24 protein-coding genes, 1 riboswitch and 1 other annotated feature are annotated in these 22,038 nt (G+C 51.4%); of the genes, 11 read left to right on the forward strand and 13 right to left on the reverse strand.

From position 1 onward, the window contains the following. Nucleotides 1-109: 109 nt before the first annotated feature. Together AGA_RS12480 and AGA_RS12485 are read left to right on the forward strand one after the other, a co-directional pair. A complete protein-coding gene (locus tag AGA_RS12480) occupies nucleotides 110-757 on the forward strand; it encodes a ParA family protein (protein ID WP_059024895.1) in 648 nt (215 codons plus the stop codon). Continuing rightward, the gene (locus tag AGA_RS12485; RefSeq protein WP_059024896.1) at nucleotides 750-1,457 is read left to right on the forward strand and encodes a hypothetical protein; all 708 of its coding nucleotides are present in this window, start codon (nucleotides 750-752) and stop codon (nucleotides 1,455-1,457) included. The genes AGA_RS12480 and AGA_RS12485 overlap by 8 nt, the downstream gene beginning before the upstream one ends. 47 nt (nucleotides 1,458-1,504) lie before the next feature. Here AGA_RS12485 and AGA_RS12490 read toward each other — a convergent pair whose 3' ends face one another. The 4 genes from AGA_RS12490 to AGA_RS12505 form a co-directional block, all read right to left on the reverse strand. Then, complete coding sequence (locus AGA_RS12490; protein ID WP_083503706.1) at nucleotides 1,505-2,428, reverse strand: replication protein RepA; 924 nt, start codon at nucleotides 2,426-2,428, stop codon at nucleotides 1,505-1,507. 464 nt (nucleotides 2,429-2,892) lie between these two features. Then, a complete protein-coding gene (locus tag AGA_RS12495; RefSeq protein ID WP_059024898.1) occupies nucleotides 2,893-4,326 on the reverse strand; it encodes a site-specific integrase in 1,434 nt (477 codons plus the stop codon). A gap of 179 nt (nucleotides 4,327-4,505) precedes the next feature. Next, nucleotides 4,506-5,393 carry an MBL fold metallo-hydrolase gene (locus AGA_RS12500; protein ID WP_059024899.1) on the reverse strand — a complete coding sequence of 296 codons (888 nt, stop codon included), beginning with the start codon at nucleotides 5,391-5,393 and terminating at the stop codon, nucleotides 4,506-4,508. Between the two features lie 52 nt (nucleotides 5,394-5,445). Then, a complete protein-coding gene (locus AGA_RS12505; RefSeq protein ID WP_172793767.1) occupies nucleotides 5,446-5,778 on the reverse strand; it encodes a YciI family protein in 333 nt (110 codons plus the stop codon). Nucleotides 5,779-5,894: 116 nt separating this feature from the next. On the opposite strand from AGA_RS12505, the gene AGA_RS12510 reads away from it, so the two are divergent. Beyond that, on the forward strand, nucleotides 5,895-6,815 hold the full coding sequence (locus tag AGA_RS12510) for a LysR family transcriptional regulator (RefSeq protein WP_059024900.1): 921 nt from the start codon (nucleotides 5,895-5,897) through the stop codon (nucleotides 6,813-6,815). A gap of 31 nt (nucleotides 6,816-6,846) precedes the next feature. Here AGA_RS12510 and AGA_RS12515 read toward each other — a convergent pair whose 3' ends face one another. After that, a complete protein-coding gene (locus AGA_RS12515; protein ID WP_059024901.1) occupies nucleotides 6,847-7,593 on the reverse strand; it encodes an SDR family oxidoreductase in 747 nt (248 codons plus the stop codon). A gap of 149 nt (nucleotides 7,594-7,742) precedes the next feature. Here AGA_RS12515 and AGA_RS12520 point away from each other — a divergent pair, with 149 nt between their 5' ends. Next, nucleotides 7,743-8,657, forward strand: a complete 915-nt coding sequence (locus tag AGA_RS12520) for an AraC family transcriptional regulator (protein WP_059024902.1) — start codon at nucleotides 7,743-7,745, stop codon at nucleotides 8,655-8,657. 19 nt (nucleotides 8,658-8,676) lie between these two features. On the opposite strand, the gene AGA_RS12525 is transcribed toward AGA_RS12520, so the two are convergent. Further along, the gene (locus AGA_RS12525) at nucleotides 8,677-9,159 is read right to left on the reverse strand and encodes a DUF2938 family protein (RefSeq protein WP_059024903.1); all 483 of its coding nucleotides are present in this window, start codon (nucleotides 9,157-9,159) and stop codon (nucleotides 8,677-8,679) included. Nucleotides 9,160-9,262: 103 nt separating this feature from the next. Here AGA_RS12525 and AGA_RS12530 point away from each other — a divergent pair, with 103 nt between their 5' ends. After that, complete coding sequence (locus AGA_RS12530; RefSeq protein ID WP_080578979.1) at nucleotides 9,263-9,715, forward strand: Rrf2 family transcriptional regulator; 453 nt, start codon at nucleotides 9,263-9,265, stop codon at nucleotides 9,713-9,715. 75 nt (nucleotides 9,716-9,790) lie between these two features. On the opposite strand, the gene AGA_RS12535 is transcribed toward AGA_RS12530, so the two are convergent. Continuing rightward, nucleotides 9,791-10,141 carry a Rossmann-fold NAD(P)-binding domain-containing protein gene (locus tag AGA_RS12535; RefSeq protein ID WP_231946164.1) on the reverse strand — a complete coding sequence of 117 codons (351 nt, stop codon included), beginning with the start codon at nucleotides 10,139-10,141 and terminating at the stop codon, nucleotides 9,791-9,793. Nucleotides 10,142-10,215: 74 nt separating this feature from the next. On the opposite strand from AGA_RS12535, the gene AGA_RS12545 reads away from it, so the two are divergent. Continuing rightward, nucleotides 10,216-11,411 (forward strand): IS3 family transposase gene (locus AGA_RS12545; protein ID WP_157065395.1). Its coding sequence is split into 2 segments (ribosomal slippage): nucleotides 10,216-10,501 and nucleotides 10,501-11,411, totalling 1,197 coding nucleotides; the frame shifts between segments, so codons are not numbered across the junction. Continuing rightward, nucleotides 10,494-10,610, forward strand: a sequence feature (AL1L pseudoknot). It overlaps the preceding gene by 117 nt. On the opposite strand, the gene AGA_RS12550 is transcribed toward AGA_RS12545, so the two are convergent. After that, on the reverse strand, nucleotides 11,400-11,588 hold the full coding sequence (locus tag AGA_RS12550; RefSeq protein WP_231946165.1) for a hypothetical protein: 189 nt from the start codon (nucleotides 11,586-11,588) through the stop codon (nucleotides 11,400-11,402). The genes AGA_RS12545 and AGA_RS12550 overlap by 12 nt on opposite strands. 449 nt (nucleotides 11,589-12,037) lie before the next feature. Beyond that, the gene (locus AGA_RS12555) at nucleotides 12,038-12,694 is read right to left on the reverse strand and encodes a TetR/AcrR family transcriptional regulator (RefSeq protein WP_059024906.1); all 657 of its coding nucleotides are present in this window, start codon (nucleotides 12,692-12,694) and stop codon (nucleotides 12,038-12,040) included. A gap of 107 nt (nucleotides 12,695-12,801) precedes the next feature. Between AGA_RS12555 and AGA_RS12560 the strand changes: the two genes are divergently transcribed. Both AGA_RS12560 and AGA_RS12565 read left to right on the forward strand, forming a co-directional pair. Next, nucleotides 12,802-13,368: a hydrolase gene (locus AGA_RS12560; RefSeq protein WP_059024907.1), complete on the forward strand. Its 567-nt coding sequence runs from the start codon at nucleotides 12,802-12,804 to the stop codon at nucleotides 13,366-13,368. 48 nt (nucleotides 13,369-13,416) lie between these two features. Next, nucleotides 13,417-14,835, forward strand: coding sequence for a DHA2 family efflux MFS transporter permease subunit (locus tag AGA_RS12565; protein ID WP_059024908.1), 1,419 nt, complete (start codon nucleotides 13,417-13,419; stop codon nucleotides 14,833-14,835). Between the two features lie 263 nt (nucleotides 14,836-15,098). Here AGA_RS12565 and AGA_RS12570 read toward each other — a convergent pair whose 3' ends face one another. From AGA_RS12570 to AGA_RS12580, 3 genes are all read right to left on the reverse strand, one after another. Then, on the reverse strand, nucleotides 15,099-15,998 hold the full coding sequence (locus tag AGA_RS12570; protein ID WP_059024909.1) for a LysR family transcriptional regulator: 900 nt from the start codon (nucleotides 15,996-15,998) through the stop codon (nucleotides 15,099-15,101). Nucleotides 15,999-16,315: 317 nt separating this feature from the next. Next, nucleotides 16,316-17,344 (reverse strand): methionine synthase, encoded by a 1,029-nt coding sequence (locus AGA_RS12575; RefSeq protein WP_059024910.1) that lies wholly within the window; start codon nucleotides 17,342-17,344, stop codon nucleotides 16,316-16,318. A 27-nt stretch (nucleotides 17,345-17,371) separates the two neighbouring features. Next, nucleotides 17,372-18,355: a DUF1852 domain-containing protein gene (locus AGA_RS12580; RefSeq protein WP_059024911.1), complete on the reverse strand. Its 984-nt coding sequence runs from the start codon at nucleotides 18,353-18,355 to the stop codon at nucleotides 17,372-17,374. A 248-nt stretch (nucleotides 18,356-18,603) separates the two neighbouring features. Further along, a riboswitch (cobalamin riboswitch) is annotated at nucleotides 18,604-18,836 on the forward strand. 328 nt (nucleotides 18,837-19,164) lie between these two features. Between AGA_RS12580 and AGA_RS12585 the strand changes: the two genes are divergently transcribed. From AGA_RS12585 to AGA_RS13520, 3 genes are read left to right on the forward strand one after another with little or no spacing between them, the layout of a single operon-like run. Beyond that, nucleotides 19,165-20,259, forward strand: coding sequence for a Rieske 2Fe-2S domain-containing protein (locus tag AGA_RS12585; protein ID WP_059024912.1), 1,095 nt, complete (start codon nucleotides 19,165-19,167; stop codon nucleotides 20,257-20,259). After that, nucleotides 20,256-20,636 (forward strand): hypothetical protein, encoded by a 381-nt coding sequence (locus tag AGA_RS12590; protein ID WP_231946167.1) that lies wholly within the window; start codon nucleotides 20,256-20,258, stop codon nucleotides 20,634-20,636. The genes AGA_RS12585 and AGA_RS12590 overlap by 4 nt, the downstream gene beginning before the upstream one ends. 18 nt (nucleotides 20,637-20,654) lie before the next feature. Continuing rightward, on the forward strand, nucleotides 20,655-20,933 hold the full coding sequence (locus AGA_RS13520; RefSeq protein WP_194299309.1) for a hypothetical protein: 279 nt from the start codon (nucleotides 20,655-20,657) through the stop codon (nucleotides 20,931-20,933). A 248-nt stretch (nucleotides 20,934-21,181) separates the two neighbouring features. Here AGA_RS13520 and AGA_RS13525 read toward each other — a convergent pair whose 3' ends face one another. Continuing rightward, a complete protein-coding gene (locus AGA_RS13525) occupies nucleotides 21,182-22,036 on the reverse strand; it encodes a S1 family peptidase (RefSeq protein ID WP_083503707.1) in 855 nt (284 codons plus the stop codon). Nucleotides 22,037-22,038 lie beyond the last annotated feature (2 nt).

Below are 22,038 nucleotides of genomic sequence, written 5' to 3' on the forward strand. Positions count from 1 at the left end.
TTAGACATGTCTAATAGAAATTAACAGGTTGATCTGACATTCTGTGGGATGTAATCATTGCGCGGCAAACGTAATTAGACATGTCTAATTTATATAAGGCGGTAGCTGCATGACAAAAATCGTTTTAGTGTCGTCGCCCAAAGGTGGAAGCGGGAAGTCAGTGGTCACGAGGCACCTTCTTGTCGCAGCGGCACAAGAAGGCCAGAAGGTCATTGGAATAGACTTTGATCGTCAGGGTACAATCGACAAGTGGGGAAAGCGACGGCAGGCACTCCGGTCTAAAATGCCTGAGTTTATCGATGTTACGATTGTTGGCGCGCAACTTCAGGATTGGCGAGGCGGTCTCAGTAAAGCAACAGGCTATGACTTAGCCGTCATTGATACGCCTCCCAGTGTTGAAGATCACATGTCAGCAATCACTGGCCTGGCGCAAGCCGCTGACATCGTAGTTGTTCCTTGTGCCTGCACTCAGGACGATGTCGATAGCATCGCCCCATGGATCGATGTTTTAAACCAGGTTACCAACAATACCGTGGTCGTGTTGAATAGAGCTAATCGCCGCACCAATTCATTCGCTAGAGTGCGCGGGCGGCTCATCAAAGTGGCTGATGTTATTCCAGTAGAGCTTCCTCAATTAGAGGATGTGCATGTGCCCAGTGGTAAAGGACTGACGCTTCTCGATTTCACAAAAAGTCGAGGTCAGGAGCCATTTGAAGAACTTTGGGCATTCATAAACAGGAAAATCACCAATGTCTAAAACACACCGGGTATCACGCACCTCAATCATGTCCGTAATGGAAGAAGATGATAGCCTGAGTGTTAGCGATAACCGTGCCGAAATGTTAATAGAACGAGTTGTCATTGATGATAATGTCATGACGACAATAGAAGACGTGTTTGCAGGTACTTCTGTAATTTCCGATACTGAAAAAGTCTCGCGTATTTTGGCAGTTCGTGCCGAGGTCAATCAGAACTGGAGTCAAGCCCGCGATTCATTCCTCGCCATCGGACGTGCTCTTCTGGATTTGGAAAATGTTCTGTCAAAAGCCGAATATATTAAATTGAGGCAAGGCTCTGATCGTCTGTTTCCCTTTTCTGACGCCACGGCAACACAATTAAGACGGATCGCGAAAGCCGTTTCGGATGGGGTAATCCCTTTGGATGCTTGTCCTGGGAGTTACGGAACAGCGTATCAAATTACTCTATTGAATGAACATCAACTGCGGGTAGCTAAAGAGCGTGGCTTAATTCGCCCAGATGTAACTCGTCGGGAGATTGCCAACCTTCGTAAAGAGACGGTTATTAAACCGGAAATCTCCGGTCGAGTGGACGTCAATGTATTGAAGGAGGAGTATAGAAAACTTCTACGGCATCGAGAAAAGCTGGAATCTGAAATGGCTGCCGTTGATTCCAAAATACAGGATATCAGGGGACTCTTGGGGGATTTAGTAGAGTAACTGCTTGACAACAAAGATACCCCGCTAGAGTTCGCGCCATGGGGACTCTAGCGGGGTATCCCATGAATCTTAGGGGCAATGGGCGCCCTAGATGGATGTAAGATAACACCAGTTTTTGTAACTTCAGTTTTAGCCGCAGGATATACAGCTAGCGCTATTTTCAAGTTGTCTATGAACTTCGGTCTGAAATGGTCTAACCGTACGACACCTGCACCAAACTGGGCTTTCAAAGCAGACCATGTGATTGCTGTTGGCCCTTTCAATGCGTGAAGCCGATAAGCAAGCCAACAATAAATGTCGAGCGCTTGGCTATGTCCGTTTAATGCGCGGATTGCAGCTTCTTCGATCGGAATCGGATGTTTTTGCAGCTGATCATAAAATAGTTCGGAAAGCTTAGCTCGCTCCAGAAACTGTTGTTTGCCGTTATCTTTATGATCATCCGTAAATATAGCGGCATCCACAATATTTTGATTTATCAACCCGCTAGAGTTCCCGGATTGGAAATGAAACGAGATTCGGCATCTGAAAATTCGCTCGGCTTGCTCTTTAACGTCTTTAATAGATTTTCCACCTTGCGGAATGCCCATTCTCTTGAGCCAATCTCTCAGGGATTTTCCTAGTTCAATTTCTCTATTCTGGGTTTTTATGGCTTCTGTTTGTAGGTAAAGCATGATTAATCGTGCTTTACTTCCGTAGGGTACTCCTACAGATACTGGATTTGTACCACGCACTGCCCGACGACCGGGTTCAACAATCATCACTGCTCTGTCTGTCTCAATTTGCCAGACAAGATCGTCAGCTAAGCGTTTATGTGGCAATCCTACATGAGCGAACCCACTATATAGAAAGCCGATACCTGTGTCTTCATAAGCCATATAGTCAGCGGCAATTTCTATGATCTTTCGATCTTCGTCAAAGGATAGAGCCCCTTGTTTACCGTGTTCTTCTATGAGCTTGTGAATGGTTCCCACTAGAGAACTCCTTTGAGCAGGATTGGTGAACACTAGCAGTAATTTTGCGCTTGAGAAGTGGGAACTTTAGCGGGAAGGCACCGTACGAGGCGTGCTAATATTTGAAGTATTATTTAAAATATTAGTTTGTCACGCCAGAGTCCTCGGGGTAACTCCAAAAAATCAGGAATATCCAGCATTTATATCCGCTAGAGTTCCCAGACAATCCCGCTAAAGTTCCCATTTTGCCCCGCTAAAGTTCCCGGGGTTCCGCCAGAGTCCTCGGGATAATTTAAACATTTTTCCCTCTAAAGTTCCCACTTTATTTTCTAAGTGGACGTCATCCATCCGAGTCTCTGTGACTGCTACTGTGTCTGAGCCACTTTGCTGTTTAAAGCCATGAAATCTAAATAACTTTGTTCTGGGAACTCTAGCGGGGCAGTGATCTCTACCTTGATGAATAATCAGACAGATTTATTTTTAAATTAACGGTTTAACGCATGTTCTTCAAAAGGATCACCTAGCTCCAGATAATCGCCTAGCGCTGCATACGTTGCGTGTCGTGCAAGGCGCTTGAGTTTGACGGGGTGCGCACCAGCATCCATCCCGGTTGTAAGCGCACCCCGTTTCAGGCTGTGCCCACCAAAGGTCTTTCCATCCAACCCCGCAGCACTGGCACGGCCCTGGATGATCCGGGCGATAGAGCGATCTGTCAGGGGCTGCTGCCCAATTTCACGGCCATTCCCTTCAGAGGTGGCTGTGCTTTCCTTGCGGACACGGCGGAAGATGGGGCCAGCCTGTATGCCAGACACGGCTAGCCAGGCCCCGTATGCCTTTACTGGGCAATACTGATCCCGGGTATAGGGGAGGGCGATCTCCACACCCTTTCCTTGTCTATCTCCCTTTGACTGGGGAAGGGTGACGAGCAGGCCTTTACTGACCAAGTTTACGTGGCGAACATCGATGCTGGCCAGCTCAGAACGCCTGAACGCACCATAGAATCCCATGAGGAGTAAAGCCCGGTCCCGTATCCCGGATAACTTGCTCAGGTCTATCGCACTGATGATTGTTGCCAGAACGTCCAGCGTTGCGGCGGCCTTGCGACGCGGTGTAAAGCCATCCCTCGCAGCGGTGCGCCTGATCCCGGTCATGGTTTCGCCAATAGCGGCGTCAGCGGTGGGAACGGCGCACCCTGCCAGGCGGTGAAGATAGGTGATTGCGGCCCGTCGTAGCTCCAGTGTTGAGGGCGCAAGACCCCGACCTCTTTCGTCTGCCAGGAATGCGGCAATGTCGGCCGAACGTGCAGGGAGACAGGGAAGGGTATGACGATCCGCCCAGGCACACCATGCCCGGACACCAGCACGATAGGCTTTGCGTGTATTATCTGCCTTGGCCTGCAAAGCGTAGGCTGAGGCACTATCACGCGCGGTTTCAAGAGAGCCATCGCGTTGCGGGACGACCCTTCCAAGAGAGGCGTCAAACCATCGGATAATGACGCCGGGCGTCTGACCCGCAGGAGAGGGCAGGGGAGGGGACGCGTCAGACTGTACGATAGTGTCCCTGTGTGCTTGCCTGTAACGCGCCAGAAAATACGGAACTGAACTGAGATGCAGCACGATAGCCAGTGAGGGATCATCTGGAGCCACACCGATCCGCTCTGCGGCCAGTGCACGGGCACGGGCAGCGAACGGCACGTCATGAGCAATTACCAGATCGTCGGTCTTATTTCCTGAGAGGGAGATACCAGACAAGCGCAGTTCCAGTCCTGGGGAGAGGCGGGCAGCAGCAAGAATTTCCGGCAGTGTGTCGGCTGCTGAACCTGCCTCGTCCAGACGGTGTCGGGTAGTCCGGTCACACCGCTCGAACAGAGTAGCTAAAACCCGATCTTTTCGGCCGTGGACAACAACTTCAACCTGCATAAACGGCGCCTCGTGCTTGCTACTATCCTGAGTATCTTATACCCAGTGTAGTAGCTCACGGTGCTGAGCGAGAAAGGTATTTTTCATCTCATACCGTCTTTCTTGAAGACCGGCATGGGGGGAAAGCGGAATGTCCGCAATGGAATTGAACGAGGTGAACAGCGGACATAATGGCAGCCCTAGAGGAAAGACCAACCCCTTCCCTGGTCGTATGTCATCACTTTTCCAGCGGATGTCATCGGAAAATGCGATGTGAATAATGCCGCGTTATGTTCGGCAGCATAATTCAAAGCCCATTTGCGCGATATGATGGCTATCTGAGGATCTGCATCAAAAACGGCACTCCACTCCGGAATACATACCTGAATGGGGTGATGCATGACATCACCCGTGAAGAGCGCACGCTCCATACCTGATTTCAGCACGAGAGACGCGTGATGGGGCGTATGCCCAGGTGTGGAGTGAAAGGAGATTCCTTCAAGAACTTCGGATCCGTCTACGTCAATCTGATCCGCAAGATCCGCCGAGATAATCGGATCAACGCTATCAATGCGTGTCATGAAACTGGTTTTATTGCGGACGCTATCATGAGCCGGATTACTGAAAAAATCATATTCGGCTCTAGAAAAGACATATCGGGCATTCGGGAAGGTCGGAACCCAGATGCCATTTTGCAGGCGTGTGTTCCACCCCACGTGATCAACATGCAGATGGGTGAGAAGAACAAAATCGATATCTTCTGGTCGGACGCCAGCGCGCATCAGATTTTCAAGCCACACGGTCTGCAAGTGATCGAAAAACAGAGCAGCAGGTCGAGCCTTGCTATTCCCGGCCCCCGTATCCACAAAAATGTTCCGACCGCGATCCTTGATGAGCCAGCTATGAACGCTCAAAAGGACTTTCGTTTCTGAAGCATCCAGCGTTTCAGGTAGATCAGAATAGGCCTGAAGTGCCGTTGCATCATCCCAGTCAGGAAGCAACTGTTCTGGAGTGAGTGCTGCCAGCGTCAGATCCTGTATTTTTAGTATGCGGGCATCCCCTACAGCATACCACTGAAGATCGTTCATAATCCCAAGGCTCTCTTTTCGTTTTTATTTCTCAAAAAACACAGCGCTGTCGTCATGAAGGGAAAAGAGACTTCAATTCTTGCGGGAGTTTGCCTGTTGCATGGTTTGACAGGCACCCGAATAGTGGGTCCCATTCTTCAATGCGCAGATCACAAATCAAACCTTCGGATGTAAAGGGATCACCGGCAATCATCGCGTCAATCTCCTGCCGATTGGCGCCTTTCATAATCAGAAAGCCGGAGCGCAATGGGGTACCTTTCAACGGACCGGAGGCCAGCAGGCTGCCTTCCTGAATAAGGCGCCTGAGATACAACACGTGTGCGGCGACATGCTGTCCCCATCCCTCGCCGTCAGGGTGGTCCATGCGCACAAGATAAACAGGCATTTCGAAAGTCTCCACCAGAACTGGACTTGCCAATCACTCGAAGCCTTCAGCATATTCCTCTTTATTCGCTGGATAAATTGTCGATACGTGACATCAGTCACAACTGAGGATGATGAATGCTTGACCGGTTAACCAGCATGAAGATTTTTATCAAGGTCGTGGAATTGGGGTCCTTTGCTGCGGCCTCCCAGCATCTGACTTTGTCGCCGCAGATGGTCGCCAAGCATATAGAGGCTCTGGAGCATCACCTTGGTGCTCGCCTGTTGCATCGAACGACACGTCGGCAAAGTCTGACTGAAACAGGACGCCTCTATTGCGAGCAATGTCGGCTTGTTCTGCAGGCTGCTGAACGAGCTGACAGTCTGGCAGCCAATATGCTTGGCACACCGCGCGGCACATTATCTGTCAGCGTCCCAGTCACCTTCGGGCGAACAGTATTGCTGCCATTTATTCACAGTTTTCAAAAAAGATACCCAGAAATTCAAGTGCATTTATCCCTGACAGACCAACTGGTTCACCCCACAATGGATGGTCATGAGGCTGTGATCCGAATTGGTGAACTGGAGACGGACCTTACAGCGGTCAGTCGTCCTTTGACGGCCTATCGTCGGGTCATCTGCGCGGCTCAAACCTATCTGGAAAAACACGGTTTTCCAGGGCAGCCCGAAGGTCTGATGCGCCACGAGTGTCTCGTATATGAAAACTCCGGCGGCCCTGTAACCACGTGGTACCTTTCTCAGGGGAGCGTTACGCGACCTGTCACCGTGTCCGGGAAGATAATCAGTAATGATTCAAGTGTTCTGCATTCTGCAGCTCTTGGTGGCGATGGCATTCTGCTGGGATATGAGCAGGCTCTGCTTCCAGATATTAAAAGCAAACGGCTTGTCCGGCTTATGCCCAGGTGGAAAGTTCCGGACAGGCCCATGTACCTGCTCTATAACGCAGGTCCGGTTATGACACCAAAGCTGCGGGTCTTTGTGACCGAGCTTCAAGAGGCTTTCCAGCCTGAAGCCTCTTTTCGACGGAAGGGTGCCTGACTCCTAAGCTCAGTTGGCAATCAGTTCCTGTTCACCATCCCTGTTCAGTCGGAAGAACAAACAGTTCTGCAACATCCATACGTGCAGGTGATTTCAGAGCAAAAAGGATACTGTCTGCTATGTCCTCGCCCTCGAGAAAGGTCATGGACGCTGCAAGGTCATCCATCTGTTTGCGGTAATCAGCATCTGTAATGTGATCGTAAAGCTCTGATTTTACGGCTCCCGGCTGAATGCAGGTAACGCGGATATTATGCTTTGGTCCGATCTCCATTCTTAGGCCGTCTGAAAACGCTGTCACCGCAGCCTTGGTGGCACAATAAACGGCGAGACCCGTAAAGACCTTCCGGCCTGCAATCGAGGACATGTTGAAAATATGACCCGAATGCTGTGCGATCATCTGCGGAAGAACGGCTGCCGTTGCATTGAGAACACCGGATATATTGACGTCCACCATCTGCTGCCATTCGTTCACTTTCAGGCTGTCAACGCTGGATAGGGGCATCAGGCCCGCGTTGTTGATCAGAACATCAATCCTTCCAAATTGGGCGATCAAGCTCTTTGCCGCTTCTTGACACGAGACAAGATCAGTAACGTCCGTCACCAGAGGAATGGCTCGACCGCCAGCCTTGGTAATTTCAATAACAAGCGTCTCCAGGCGATCATGACGACGTGCCGCCAGGCCGACTGTCATTCCTTCTGCTGCAAGTTTGCGCGCTGTTGCCGCACCAATGCCACTGGATGCTCCGGTCACCAGAGCAATTTTTCCTGCAATATTCATAATCTTCTCCACACGACGAGCCTTCAATCGGCCTTAATTGTCGAAGGAGGTGTAAATTATGCCAGAAGATATCTCGCATGGCTTCTTGCTGAAACTATTGTGATTTTGCGCTATAGATAGTCGCGCAAAGAATTGAGAGAGTGTAGCAGATGGTTTTGCCCTGCCTTCCTTCTCGGCGTGCTGCCAGTTTGACACTGGAGCAATTTCTCCCCGGGAAGAAAGTCGCGCAAAGTGAAGGAGATGTCTGGAAGGATGTTGACGTCCAGATATTCACTCGCCCGGTACAAAAAGACGAAATTCTTGTACCTGCCGTCGCAGAACCCTTGCTTGTCTGGGTTATCCGCGGAGAAGCAAATATTGAAGAGCGTGAACTGACAGGGCCTTGGGAACAGAGCAAGGCAAGAGCAGGAACGTTTTACCTCACGCACACGGACATACCCTATCTGATGCGTTGGCAGGGCAAGGGAGACACTTGTTTTGAAGTGTTGCATCTCTATCTTGGACTTGAGCTTGTCGATCGGGCTGCCATGTCATTAAATCTGAATTCATCCCGTATTCGAATGCGGGATGTTTCGGGCGGGGAAGATGCTTTCATATCAGGAATTTTGAGTGGTCTGATAGCTGAAATGCAATCTTCTGTTATTGCAAATCCCTTATTTGTAAATGGCCTTCTGGAGAGTCTGACAGTTCATCTTTTAAGACAGTATGCTGATACCAAGGCTAAGATAAAGCTACGATCCACACTCTTGCCCACATGGAAACTGCGTAGAGTTCTAGATCATATGGAAGCACATCTGGCTGAACCATTTGATTTGGATTGTCTTGCTGCTTTGTGTGGCATGAGCCGTTTTCACTTCAGTCGCTCATTCCGTACAACCACGGGACAAACTCCCTCTGGTTGGTTCATGCAGCGCCGCGTCCAGAAGGCATCAGAAATGCTTTGTAAGACCAATGTTCCTATTATCGAGATTGCCTTGGAGATCGGATACGACAATCCAAGTCACTTTGCTCAGGTCTTCCGCAGAGTGACGGGTGTCAGTCCTCGTGATTATAGAAAAATGTAATCAGTACATGAGTAAGGTTTCAGCAAAGACCTTGGTAAAAAATTTCTCCTAAATACAGTCCCATTCCAAAGACAGCATGAGCGCTTATACTGAGAAATAGTCCTTTTCCAGGATTGGGAGCCCTAAGCCCGAAAAAACCGCCGCCCAGAGCAGGTTTCATAAACAGAAAAGGGGCTAAAAGGGTAACAAGTCCGAAGAGTAGACCATTTAGCAGTGTGGGGACTGTCTTTGCTATAACCACCACAAAACTGAGGTACAGTGCGGCATAAATAGCACCAATCAGATAATGAAATGCCCAGCCAACAAGTGCCTCTCCTTTCAGGGAGGGTCTTTTTCCAATCATTGGGTCATAGATCCTGCCGTCACGCCACCCTATGACCCAGCGGCCGGTGACAGGCCAGTTGGCTGCAGGAATTCCAGTCAATGGTTTCTGGGCTTGCTGCCAGATATCGGATGCAGCAGTCGCCACGACGCCGACTGTCAGCATTTCGAGCAAATTCATACAGCATGTCCTCAAAGTAAGAGCGTTCGCACACAGTTTCATGTCACTTTTCGAGTTTCATGATATACTGACGAAATTGCACTCTAGCAACACATGGAGTTACATGAGACAAGATAACAGATTATCCTGTGTGCTCCACGTACTCCTGCATATGGCAGAAGCAGGTGGTCCCATGACGTCAGAAGCCCTGGCTCGCGCCCTTAACACCAACCCCGTGGTTGTGCGACGTCTTATGGGCGGTCTGCGTGAGCATGGATATGTGCACTCCGAGAAAGGACATGGCGGGGGGTGGACGCTCTCATGCCAGTTGGATCAGGTGACGCTGCGGGATATTTACGAGGCTCTTGATGCTCCAAGATTATTCGCCATAGGGAACCGGAGTGAGGAGACTGAGTGCCTTGTCGAAGAAGCCGTCAACCACGCCATGAGTAGCGTCCTGGCCGATGTTAAGGCCCAATTTCTGGCGCGTTTTGGCCAGATTACACTTGCAGCACTTCACGCCGACTTCCATCAGAGGCTAGCAGAGCGCCATGGTCCGACTACGCTCTGCAAGTAAACCAAGGGGCTGATGACTAGGATGGCTGCTGACCTTGTGTTTCCCGGAATTCAGATGTCGCAAACAGTGAGATGTTTACGCTACATGACGTTGCTGGTGTTTTAGCCAGGCTATGGCGTCGGTCACCTCAATGCCCTGTAAAGCGTTAAAAGTCCGATCCTTGTCCCATGCCACGCCAGTATCGCGTGCGAACGCAAGACGGTATTTCCGTATTCCATCGTCAGGGTGTGCGGCGACTTCTGCGCACAGCCAATCCATATCCCACAGCTCCCGAGTGACAGGGCGGCCGAGATAGTGCTGCATTTTTTCGGCGAGTTGAGCGTAGGAAAACGTATCCCCGGCAACGTAAACCACCTCGTTCTGGATCGGCGGTTTATGGGCGAGGATGCTCGCTGTAAGTCGTCCTATATCTTCGGAAGTGGTCACGGTCAGGCGGTTATCCCAACTGAATTGCCCCGGGTTTTGTGGAGACAGAACGACCCGAGAGGTAAGAAGGATTCATGAGCAACAAATCGAAGCGTTTTCCGCCTGAGTTTCGTGACCGTGCAGCCCGCATGGTTCTGGAGGAAGAGAAGAACCATCCATCACGCTGGTCCGCAGTGATGATGATAGCGCCAAAGCTGGATATTCATCCTGACACGCTGTCAAAATGGACCCGTCTGCATGAACGGGCCAATGCGCCTGCGGTGAATGAGTTGCCTGATCGGGAGAAGATCAGGCAACTGGAGCGAGAGAACCGCGAATTGCGGCAGGCCAATGAAATCCTGCGTAAGGCTTCTGCGTATTTTGCCCAGGCGGAACTCGACCGCATCTTCAAGCCATGACACGCTTCATTGAGGAGCACCGGCAGACATATGGTGTCGGGTCAATCTGCAGGGTTCTGTCGATTGCACCATCTGCCTATTATGCAACTGTTGCCAGACAGAAAAATCCGTGTGTGCGCAGCCAGAAAGACAAAGAGCTGTGCGATGACATCCGTAGAGTGTGGAATGATAATTTCTGCGTCTATGGAGCGCGCAAGGTCTGGCATCAGCTCAAACGTGAAGGTTTGGATGTCGCCCGCTGCACGGTAGAGCGGCTGATGCGCCGGATGGGACTGAAAGGCGTCATGCGTGGCAAGGCGGTCAGAACCACACGGCCCTGTCCACAGGATCTGGTGCAACGCCAGTTTCATGCACCAGCCCCCAACAGGCTATGGGTTTCGGATTTCACTTACGTTTCCACATGGCAGGGCTTTGTTTATGTCGCCTTCATCATTGATGTGTTTGCCCGCGTGATTGTGGGCTGGCGCGTCTCGTCCACTGCCCATACCGACTTCGTACTGGATGCCCTCGAGCAGGCTCTGTGCCAGAGGCGGCCTGAGGGAAAAGTGACCCACCATTCCGATCGCGGCTGTCAATATGTGTCCATTCGCTACACACAAAGACTGGCTGAAGCAGGCCTTGTTGCTTCTGTAGGCAGTGTCGGGGATTCCTATGATAACGCCTTGGCAGAGACCATTAACGGACTTTATAAAACCGAACTCATCTATCGACAGGGGCCATGGAAAAACAGGGAAGCTGTTGAACTGGCAACACTTAAATGGGTCGACTGGTTCAATAATCGGCGGCTCCTGTCCTCCATTGGAAACATCCCCCCAGCAGAAGCTGAGGCACGCTTTTATGCACAACAGAAATCACATGCATTAGCCGCTTAAATCAGATAAAAAACGTCTCCACAAAACCCGGGGCAATTCAACTAGCCCATCATTGTCCTGAAGGACGGCCATCTTGCTCCCACGCACAACGAGAGTGCGCAGGCCGAAATACTGTTCGAACATTGCGCGATCAGCCCCAGTATCATGGCTGTAGAGGTTGATATGGTTCAGCTTCATGAGTGTGCCTTTCCGTTGGTGAGACGGACACGAGCCGGCCGCAGTCTGGACAACGACGACCGACCACGGACGAGGCCTATCCTCGTCGTGTCCGGCCATGGCCAAGAGCGGGTTTATTCGCTCAAGCGTGACTGTCTCCGGAGAGACCACAGGTTATCACCATACCTGCATCGCTGTCTTTTTAGGCAAAAACGACTTTGCTGACGCCAGCAGTAGCGGTCAAGCAGCTTTGTCAGTTATGTCCGCTTCGCGGTAGCTTACTGAATGACGGACACGACCATATGTAGGCCACTGCGACCTGCCTGCTAAGCAATCGACCATTGCCGGGCACGAGATTTTCGCGTCAAAACTGTGTTAGTTCTCCCCGGTTTTCTCGCATCCATTTAGCCTCCTCACTTGGGGTGCGATGAAATTGGCGTTTGAAACCCGGGCTGCACCAATCTGCGAAATTATGGCTCTGCGTCCGTTATGCCGTCTGAAGTACGCCGAAACGGCTGCAGCCGGTCCGTTAGATAGAGACGGTGCATTCGCCGCAATTCGTCAGGCCCGCCTGGCGTCGTGGGGGCGTCCTTCGCCAGCATGCTGCGCAGCACTTTCATAGTGTTTAGAACGACCGCAGCAATATCTCTCGCCAGTGCTTCATCCAACCCTGGCGCACAGACACGCAACGCTGCCGCAATTCCGGCTATGGCATGTCCTCGTGCACGATCACGGATCTCCGTCTTGTCAGTCCGTGCTTCCATCAGCGCGGACAGGGATTTCACGCGAGGATGAAGCGTGACAAGCAGTTCGATCAGGACGTCCGCCAGAGCGTCCGGGGATAGCGTAGCGGCACGTTTGGCGAGTGCCTCGTATTCGTCTTCCAGAATGGCGATATGCCGTTGCACCAAAGCGTCCGCCACCGCCTCTTTGTTTGGAAAGAAACGATAGAGCGAGCCGATTTTTGCCCCGGCGCGCGCGGCGATCTCCGCCATGGTCGTCGCCTCGTACCCTCGTTCCGCCATGAGGTCGGACGCGGCCTCCAGTAATTCCTCGACGCGCTGACGCCCAGCCGCGCGCTGCGGTTGAAGAGATGTCCGTTTACCCCTTGACGAATTTGAGTCCATCCTCAAATAATGCCCCTGCTTGAGTACCTACTCAACTTACTAACGTTTCCGCGTGTTCCGGACAACGGTTCGGGATGACGGTCAAACGTCAACAGGGATGTTTCTCCATGATTTCGCTTCAAGCCACCAAGACGGCTCTTGTCCTGATCGATCTCCAGAAGGGCATTACGGGGCTTCCTCTGGCTCCGACACCGGGTGCTTTGATTGTTGAGCGATCGAAAGAACTCACGGCGCGTTTCCGAACTGCCGGCGCTCCGGTCATTCTGGTCAACGTCGCGTTCGCGCTGGACTTTGCGGACGCGGTGCATACGGTCGTCGATCGCTCCTTTTCGCCGCCGGGCGGTTTTGCACCCGACTGGATGGAACTGGTCGACGGGCTTGCCGAACCAACCGATCTGCGCATCACGAAACGGCAGTGGGGTGCCTTCTACGGCACGGATCTTGACCTCCAACTGCGGCGACGCGGGATCACGACCATCGTGGTCGGTGGAATCGCCACCAATCTGGGTGTGGAATCTACCGCCAGAGCGGCGCATGAGCACGGATATAACGTCGTGCTCGTCGAGGATGTCATGTCCACATTCACCGAAGAGATGCAGCGCTTTGCCTGCGAAGAGATTTTTCCCCGTCTTGGCCGGGTGACGACGAGCGACGCGATCGGGCTGGATGCGTAAACGCATGCCTCATGTCTGCGCGTCTCACGGTTTCCCGCGAGATCATTCATGAACGCCAGAACGTCGTTGCCAGCCTTAGACCCGGATCAACTGCCTCCGGGCACCTGGAAAATCGTGAGCGTCGCGGCGGTCGGATCTTTCATGGCGCAACTGGGCGCCACGATCGTCAATGTGTCGCAACCAGATCTCGTCGCGACCCTGCACGCTCCGTTTTCACACATTCAATGGGTGGTCAGCGGCTATCTGCTGGCGCTCGCCCTGACGTTGCCACTGAATGGATGGCTCGTAAGCCGCCTCGGGGGGCGAGCGGTCTATTTATGGTGCTTCGGTGCCTTCACGCTGACATCAGGCCTGTGCGCACTAGCGTGGTCTGCGCCGTCCCTGATCGTATTCCGGCTGCTGCAAGGCATGGCGGGCGGACTGCTCGCCCCTATGGCGCAGATGACGGTAGCTCGTGTGGCGGGCCGACAGATGCCGAGGGTCGCGAGCGCGATGACGGCACCTGTTCTGCTCGCGCCGCTTCTTGGACCCGTCGTCGCCGGTGCCATTCTCTCCGTCGCGTCCTGGCGATGGATCTTTCTTCTCAATGTGCCGGTTGGGCTTGCGGCTTTTGCCCTTGCCGTTCTGTTTCTCCCGGACGATCGACATGACGAGCGTTTCCGTTCACTTGACCTGACAGGGCTAGGATTTCTCGCGCCCGCTCTCGTCTCGTTTCTTTACGGCATGGATCATGTCGCCCGGCCTTATGGACAGGCGACCTTAGGCGCGTCCCTCGTGCTGTTCGTCCTGTATGTCAGATCCGCGCGACGCAAGGGCGATGACGCGCTGATCGACCTGCGCCTGCTGCGTGCGCCTGCCTTTTCGGTGTCGGCGATCATCATGTTTCTGACGAACGGGGTATCGTTCGCTGGTCAGATGCTTCTACCCATATGGCTGATCCACTCCTGCGGCGTCTCGCCCGAGCGGACGGGCCTGTTCATGGCACCCCTGGGTCTGGGGATGATGTGCGTCTATCCGCTCATTGGGCGTCTGAGTGACCGGTTTGACGCGCGCGATCTGACCGGTTGCGGGGCTCTTTTGTCCTTTGTTGGCACACTGATTTTAGCGTTGCTCGCCTATAACGGTCTGAACGTCGTCCTGCTCGCCTTAGCATTGTTGCTGCGTGGCGGAGGTGGTGGCGCTGTCGGTATTCCGGCGATGAGCGTGGGATATGCTTCGATCGCACGCGCAGATATTCCGATGGCAACGACTGCGCTGAACATCATGCAAAGGATTGGGGGACCGACATTGATCACAGCGTGCGCCACATTCCTTGGGTGGCGGCTTGCGACAGTCGCTCCGTCTCATGTCGTGTCAGAGGCTTATGCCGAAACATTTGGATTGCTCGCGTTATTTCATGGCACTCTGTTGCTCGCCACGCGCTTCATCAGGCCTTCGGAAAAGAAACGCCAGTTCGGATCGAACTGAATCTGGCGGGCATTGATACTCGCCTGAGAGAATAAAAATCACCCAGGCAAGATGGGCCTGCATCGTCCGCTTTGCGGTCATTCGTTTGTGTTTCGGATTGTCCGACATGAGGCGACTGTGGCCTGTCTGCTCCTTTATCACTGAGCAGACAGGCAGGTCAGGGGGGGGAAGTGGAATGTCCGGTGTCGAAAGTAAAATCGAGAAATCGGACATTGTAAAAGAAAAACACGAGGAGATTCCAAGCGTGAATTTTGAAAAAATACTTAAGTTACCAAAGAAGGTAAAGCAGCAAATTCGATAAAGTCCTGCAGATATCGGACCTCTTCATCGGTTTCGCGGCAACCAAGAAATATCTGCTTTGCAATGCCCTTTTTACCAAGCTTCACCGGGTAAAGGTTAAAGCGTGGGGCATACTCTTCCACAAGCCAGCGTGGAAGTGCTGCAACGCCCCTTCCATGCGCCACCATCACCAGCATGATATCCGTGGTTTCAATCTGCTTCTGCTGTCGTGGGCCAATACCAGCAGGCTGCAGAAACTGCGTATAGATATCCAGCCGCTCGGACGGGACAGGGTAGGTGATCAATGTTTCGCCAGCAAGCTGTTCTGGCAAGACGAACTTCTCATTCCGAAGAGGATGTTCAGGGCCAATGGCCAGAACGAGTTCATAATCGAAGACCGGCGTGAATTTCAGGCCGGGTTTGTAAAGCGGATCAGGGGTGACTACGATGTCAATCTCATTGCTGAACAACGCGCCAATACCGCCAAACTGGAACTTCTGCCTTACATCCACGTCAACTTTGGGCCATCGCTCCAGATACGGGGAGACGACTTTCAGAAGCCACTGATAGCAGGGATGACACTCCATGCCGATGCGGAGTGTACCACGTCCTCCATTTGCGAACTGTTCAAGGCGGCTTTCCGCCAGCTCAAATTGAGGAAGCAGGCGGTTCGCCAAAGCAAGCAGCCATTCGCCTGCCTGATTGAGCACAAGGGAGCGTCCCTCCCGCCTCCATATCTTTACGCCAAGCTGCTGTTCTATCTTGCGGATCGCGTGACTGAGCGCCGGCTGGGTCAGGTTCAGACGCATCCCTGCAGCCGTCAAAGAGCCTTCTCGCGCGACTTCCCGAATAATTGTCAGATGACTGCGCTCCAGAACACCCATGGTCTACCTCGCGAATGCACAAAATTCATATAATCATAAAAACATATCATTTTAGTTCACTCTCACAAAATTTTATCATGATGGTTTACATGATTCTTTTGGGACAGCTTTCCATCATCCCGACCAATAACCGTGGCCTCTTGTGCACTGAATCTGAATACAAATTCGACGTCCTGCATGAAGCATGGAGGGAAAGGTCCGGAGACTGTATTTTCTTGCCACTGACAGAAAGTGTCTCCTGCTTGCTCTGGGAAGACCGCATCGACATGGTCGTCTCTGCGTTTCTTCCTCTCTTGGCGTCCAGCTACGGCAGGTTGTCAGGCCGAAAGTTCTCTGCGAACGATTTTCGTGCCTGCGCCCAGAGCATTCAACTTGCCTCGCGCCACGTCACGCGGCAAAGGGGCCATGCCGCAATTGGTGCAGGGATAAAGCTTGTCGGCATCCACAAATTGAAGGGCTTTTCGTAGCGTATTTGCGACTTCGTCTGGAGTTTCAATGGCATTGGTTGCCACATCAATGGCGCCGACCATCACCTTTTTCCCACGAATGAGTTCGATCAGATCCATCGGAACACGGGAATTCTGACATTCCAGCGAGATCAGATCGATATTGGATTTCTGAAGCTTGGGGAAAATCTCTTCATACTGCCGCCACTCTTCTCCAAGAGCATTTTTCCAGTCGATATTGGCTTTGATACCATAACCATAGCAGATATGGACGGCGGTTTCGCATTTCAGTCCTTCAATAGCCCGCTCCAAAGTGGCGATGCCCCAGTCATTCACCTCATCAAAGAAAACATTGAAGGCAGGTTCATCGAACTGGATGATATCGACGCCAGCGGCTTCCAGTTCCCTCGCTTCCTGATTGAGGATTTTGGCGAATTCCCACGCCAGTTTTTCACGACTTTTGTAGTGGTCATCGTAAAGCGTATCGATCATGGTCATGGGACCAGGCAACGCCCATTTGATGGGTTTCTTTGTCAGCGTGCGCAAAAATTTCGCACCCTCGACAAAGACGGGCTTCTCGCGTGCCACGGCACCGACAACGGACGGCACACTGGCATCGTAACGGTTGCGAATTTTAACCGTCTGACGGTCTTCAAAGTCGACGCCGCTGAGATGCTCGATAAACGTCGTGACGAAATGCTGACGCGTCTGTTCGCCATCGCTGACGATATCAATGCCAGCCCGGTCCTGATCGTCCAGGGTCAGGCGCAACGCATCCTGTTTACCTTCGACAAGTTCCTCATCCTGCAATTTCCAGGGCGACCAGAGAGTCTCGGGTTTTGCGAGCCAGGACGGCTTGGGCAGGCTGCCAGCTGTCGAGGTAGGAAGCAGTTTGTTCATAAGACTTTATCCTGTGTTTCTGACTGATCAGGCGGCGTAGATGGCAGACCACTGTTCCAGAAAATCATGATACGGTTCGATAAAATTCTCTTCCGTATATTTACCCTGTGCGGTTGCTAACTGGCTCCGCTCTTCGCGGTCGTAGACAATGCGGGTGTTTGAATAATCCTGATGTTGCAGGCTTGGCTTGTAACAGGCGGGGGCCGCAGCATTGGCATTGTAGATTTCAGGGCGGTAGACCTTCTGAAAAGACTCCATCACACTGATGGTGCTGATAAGCTCAAGAGTCGAATAGTCAGAGAGCAGGTCACCAAAAAAATAGAACGCCAATGGCGCTGCGCTATTGTGGGGCATGAAATAGCGGACCTGCATTCCCATTTTATTAAAATACTGATCTGTCAGAGAAAATTCACGCTGCTGGTATTCAACCCCCAGAACAGGATGCTGATTTTCGGTCCGATAATAGGTTCGGTTGGTTGAAACGCTGAGGCATATAAGGGGAAGCTTCCTGAAATTCTTTCTATAAGCGGTGGAATTCACAACGCTCTTAAAAAGATTTCCGTGCAGATCTCCGTAATTTTGAGGAACGGTGAACTCTACCTTGTTTTTATTGTAGCCGGGCAGCAGCACACTGAAATCATAATCCCGTACATATGAGGAAAAACTGTTTCCTGCGAGACCTTCTATGCGCCTGTTGGCCTTTTTATCGACAATCGTTGTGTAAAGAACTTCGATCAGCGGAAAGCTGTCGTTCTTGCCGGCAAAGGCGAGGTCCATCTCAATGGAAACGATTTCAAGCTCGACGGAGTAGCGATCCCCCATGGGGTTGTCCCAATGCGCCAGGCCATTGAAACGATTGTCAATCATCCTGAGCACGTTGCGCAGGTTTTCCTGACGGCTTTCGCCTCTTGCCAGATTGGCGAAATTGGTCGTGAGACGCGTTCTGTCGGATGGATGATAATTCTCATCGAAGCGAATGCGCTTTATTTCAAATGCTGTTTCCCTGATCATTGAAGCCTTCATCATGCCTGCTGTTAAGAGCCGTGCCTGCCTTATGCCGGAAGACTTTATTGAGCAGAAATGATTTTATTTCATTAAAACATAAATATCGTTCATAGATCAGATGTGATCAGGGTGACGCCGAAAATGGATAAGATCAGAGACTGATCTGCCATCTAGCATGTAAAAAATCGATATCTGCCTTCTGTCGTTCCATGATGTTCCGTCTTGCGCGCTATGTGCATCTGGCGGCATGGTGCAAGGGCGAACGCTTCGATGGTCCCGCGCGAGCGGGTTAATAGGGAACACCGTCACGCACTGGGCAGATGACCGTCCAGAGGCATAGTCGGTGGCTGCTCCCGCAACTGTAGGCGGTATGCTGCTGGTTCGTTCACCCTGAACGTGGACCACTGTTCCCATAGAGGGCGGGAAGGTTGGAACCAGTCGGCCGTGATCCGTGAGCCAGGAGACCTGCCATCGTTCAGCCACCAACCGTCGGGCGGGATGACCGAAGGGAGGAGAAAAGTCTATGCCTGTCTGCCTCGTGCTTCCACCATTCCTACTGAATCGGTTAACCGGATCTTTTCAGGCCACAGTCCCTTGTCCCGTCATTTCTGACCGATATGCGCGACACATGTTCGTGCTGCTGAAAGCCCCTGGCCGTTAAGCACTTCGGGTCCAGGAACCGGGCAATCACGCGCCTTGTCCGGTAGTGATAACGGTTACGCTTGCTCAGACAAAATGTGAGAGACGGGACAGCACTCCATACTAGAGCGTTACGTCCTTTCGCCCTGGTCTGAGCCGGATGAAATGCCGAGGCAATGGAAAACGAATTTCGTCAAACTTCAGAACATCCCGTGTGCGCAGAACACACCGATTTAAGGCGTATCAGAACCAATCCTGACTTCTGGTATCCCGTTGCATGGTCCCGTGAATTGAGACGGGAGAAAGCAATCGATGTCCGGTTTGCCGGACGTCATATCGTTGTTGTGCGTCCAAAGAGCGGCGAGCCTTACGCGTTGGACGGACTATGCCCTCACCGGCAAGTTCTTTTGGGCAAAGGCGACGTGCATGGTGACGCAATAAGCTGCATCGCTCATGGTCTGAGATATGACAGGGACGGCCAGTGTGTTTCGTCCGATGTCTCTGCCGAGGCACAATGTCTGCATCTCACGACGTGGGCCTGCCGGGAAAAAGGTGGGCTCATTTTTGTTTTCATGGGGGAGCAGTCTCTTGCGGACAAGATCCCGCTTCCTGACTTTCCAAGAGTAAAGGACAGGCGTTACCGCACGCGCCGCTTTGGTCAGGTCGTGAACTGTCATTACAGTTTCATGCATGAAAACCTGATGGATATGAATCATCAGGTTCTGCACAGTCGCCTTGTCGGCAAAATGAAGCCTCGATTTCTGGGAATGGATCACGGTGATGGTTTTGTCGAGGCTCGCTATACGTTTGTACGAACTGGCGGCAAACAGCCTTTGAGTGAAGCTCTGATCTACGGTCAGAGACGTCGTGATGGGCGGGATTTTGCCTATCGGGACGTCATGACCATCAGGACACAATATCCCTATCAGACCCTGCGTATTGAAACGCAAGGGATTGAAGAACCCGTGATGGAGTTGTGGATTTCATATGTCCCGCAGGACCGTGACGAGTTGACCAACCGTGTCTTCGGGCTGTTATCGATCAAACGATTGAAAGTGCCTTTTTTACTGGATCTGGCGTGGCCAATACTGGTCGCGTTCACGGAGCGCGTTTTCTTTGAAGATCGTGAGATCGTCGAGCTGGAACAGGCTGCATGGAAAGATCTCGGTGGCGACCATAATCAGGAAGTCTTTCCGGTTATCAATCAACTTCGTGATCTGCTCAGACGATGCGGTCAGAGACCGGATGGCGTGGGAAAGGCTGCGTCATGAGACCGCCGTTTATCCGTCCACCCTCCCATGTTCTTCATCCTCTGCTTGAAAAGATTATTCTCCTCGCACCCGACCGCACCTGCGTTCTTGCTTTCCTGGGGCAGAATTACTTTTTACCCGAAGATGAACAGTTGCAGCGGAATGGGTATGAGCTGTTCCAGATGATGGTTGCCGATTTACCAACTATACATCAGGAACGCGGCAACCATCTGGAAGCGCATTTCAGGCCACTACTGAATGCGGCCATGGAGATGGTCATGACGTTGCCCGACATGCCCGAAAACACATCCGGCACGTATTACGCGCAAGCCTATATTGCGATTCAGAATCTGATCGGCGCGCAGAAAGCCGCAATGAGCATGTATTGTCGTGCATAGTATTGGAGGAGACGGCTCTTGAATAACGTCGTGAATTATCCCGTTCAAAGCGGGGCCGCCAGATCCTATCTGGCGGCAAAAAATCTTACCAAAGAGCAGTGCCGCTTTATTCTCTCCCTTCCGATAAGTGGCGAATACGGCGTGCCTGAAACGGACCGAGGCAGCATTCGCGCATCATTGATATTGATGGGATATGTGGCTGCCGGATTTTCCACGCGGTGGGGCAGTGCGGCCGCACGTCTTACGCGTAGAGGATGCATCATGCATCGAAAGTTGATTTCAGGCGATATTTTCTGATGGAATCAATTAGCAGCCTGAAAGGACGGAAGTGACGATAACCATCTGAGGGGCGGCCCAACTGTAGAGCCCAAAACTGCGTAACAATCTGCTCTAGGATTGATAAATAGATCAGAACGCAACTTCCGCTTTGCGCACGTTCTCGCGATCGTTCTAATGACCGAGATGAGGCGACTGTGGCCTGTCTGCTCCTTTATCACTGAGCAGACAGGCAGGTCAGGGGGGGAAGCAGAATGACTGCTCTTGGATCATTTTTCTGAATTGGAAAATTCACGTTCACAAATTGGTTTAATTATTTTCTCAAAATCCATAAGCAAATTTGATTTTATACAAAATCCAAGATTCATTGGTATGTTAGATATTGTTATTAATTGATTTTTTGTTGGAACAGGCACGGCAACCAAATTTCCATGAGATGAAAACTGCGGCCCACCCCACAAAATTCCAAGAAAATGGAATCGAGTGCCAAATTTTATTTGGCCAGATTGATCCACATGCACCCCCTCGTCCAATAGAAATATTGGAGACCCACTTGAACCAGGAAAGCAGGCACAATCAATTAGAAATTCCTTTTTACCTTTAAAGTCCACTCCAAAACTTGTTGCAGTTATACCTCTCCTTACTATCGGTACATTATTCTCTTGATCCCATATTCCATTAGGATATCCAATCATAATTATATTTTCTATGGACGATAACGATTTTATAGCTTCTTCATTTGGGATCGTACTTTTATCCAATCCCGGAAAAAATGGTTTTTTACCTTGTGCATTCATACTGGAAAAAAACTGCGCGATAGGCAATATAGCTAAATCTATCTCAATATTAGGATGTTTTATCCACGCATCTTCAAAATCATTAATGTTGAAATCAAAAAAATCACCTTCTTTTACATTACCGTTATCATCAGAAGTTCTAAATCTTAACGTTCCGCTCTTTGCACCATCAATTACGTGTTTGTTGGTAACTATAGTTGGAACCATTCTTCCATTTTCTGAACGGCAAAATTCAAAAAAGAACCCTGTCCCGGTAGATGTTGCCCCATCTTTGGTTTTTGTTTGTATATGTATAGTAACGTTTATAAGTTTATCAGATATTTTCATAA

Origin of the sequence: Acetobacter ghanensis (genome assembly GCF_001499675.1) — a bacterium.
Lineage (GTDB): Bacteria > Pseudomonadota > Alphaproteobacteria > Acetobacterales > Acetobacteraceae > Acetobacter > Acetobacter ghanensis.

What these genes read in the sequence shown, in the direction of transcription:
- AGA_RS12480 (WP_059024895.1), top strand. Translation starts at nt 110, where the DNA reads ATGACAAAAATCGTTTTAGTGTCGTCGCCCAAAGGTGGAAGCGGGAAG.
- AGA_RS12485 (WP_059024896.1), top strand. Translation starts at nt 750, where the DNA reads ATGTCTAAAACACACCGGGTATCACGCACCTCAATCATGTCCGTAATG.
- AGA_RS12495 (WP_059024898.1), bottom strand. Translation starts at nt 4,326, where the DNA reads ATGCAGGTTGAAGTTGTTGTCCACGGCCGAAAAGATCGGGTTTTAGCT.
- AGA_RS12500 (WP_059024899.1), bottom strand. Translation starts at nt 5,393, where the DNA reads ATGAACGATCTTCAGTGGTATGCTGTAGGGGATGCCCGCATACTAAAA.
- AGA_RS12505 (WP_172793767.1), bottom strand. Translation starts at nt 5,778, where the DNA reads ATGCCTGTTTATCTTGTGCGCATGGACCACCCTGACGGCGAGGGATGG.
- AGA_RS12510 (WP_059024900.1), top strand. Translation starts at nt 5,895, where the DNA reads ATGCTTGACCGGTTAACCAGCATGAAGATTTTTATCAAGGTCGTGGAA.
- AGA_RS12515 (WP_059024901.1), bottom strand. Translation starts at nt 7,593, where the DNA reads ATGAATATTGCAGGAAAAATTGCTCTGGTGACCGGAGCATCCAGTGGC.
- AGA_RS12520 (WP_059024902.1), top strand. Translation starts at nt 7,743, where the DNA reads ATGGTTTTGCCCTGCCTTCCTTCTCGGCGTGCTGCCAGTTTGACACTG.
- AGA_RS12525 (WP_059024903.1), bottom strand. Translation starts at nt 9,159, where the DNA reads ATGAATTTGCTCGAAATGCTGACAGTCGGCGTCGTGGCGACTGCTGCA.
- AGA_RS12530 (WP_080578979.1), top strand. Translation starts at nt 9,263, where the DNA reads ATGAGACAAGATAACAGATTATCCTGTGTGCTCCACGTACTCCTGCAT.
- AGA_RS12550 (WP_231946165.1), bottom strand. Translation starts at nt 11,588, where the DNA reads ATGAAGCTGAACCATATCAACCTCTACAGCCATGATACTGGGGCTGAT.
- AGA_RS12555 (WP_059024906.1), bottom strand. Translation starts at nt 12,694, where the DNA reads ATGGACTCAAATTCGTCAAGGGGTAAACGGACATCTCTTCAACCGCAG.
- AGA_RS12560 (WP_059024907.1), top strand. Translation starts at nt 12,802, where the DNA reads ATGATTTCGCTTCAAGCCACCAAGACGGCTCTTGTCCTGATCGATCTC.
- AGA_RS12565 (WP_059024908.1), top strand. Translation starts at nt 13,417, where the DNA reads ATGAACGCCAGAACGTCGTTGCCAGCCTTAGACCCGGATCAACTGCCT.
- AGA_RS12570 (WP_059024909.1), bottom strand. Translation starts at nt 15,998, where the DNA reads ATGGGTGTTCTGGAGCGCAGTCATCTGACAATTATTCGGGAAGTCGCG.
- AGA_RS12575 (WP_059024910.1), bottom strand. Translation starts at nt 17,344, where the DNA reads ATGAACAAACTGCTTCCTACCTCGACAGCTGGCAGCCTGCCCAAGCCG.
- AGA_RS12580 (WP_059024911.1), bottom strand. Translation starts at nt 18,355, where the DNA reads ATGATCAGGGAAACAGCATTTGAAATAAAGCGCATTCGCTTCGATGAG.
- AGA_RS12585 (WP_059024912.1), top strand. Translation starts at nt 19,165, where the DNA reads ATGGAAAACGAATTTCGTCAAACTTCAGAACATCCCGTGTGCGCAGAA.
- AGA_RS12590 (WP_231946167.1), top strand. Translation starts at nt 20,256, where the DNA reads ATGAGACCGCCGTTTATCCGTCCACCCTCCCATGTTCTTCATCCTCTG.
- AGA_RS13525 (WP_083503707.1), bottom strand. Translation starts at nt 22,036, where the DNA reads ATGAAAATATCTGATAAACTTATAAACGTTACTATACATATACAAACA.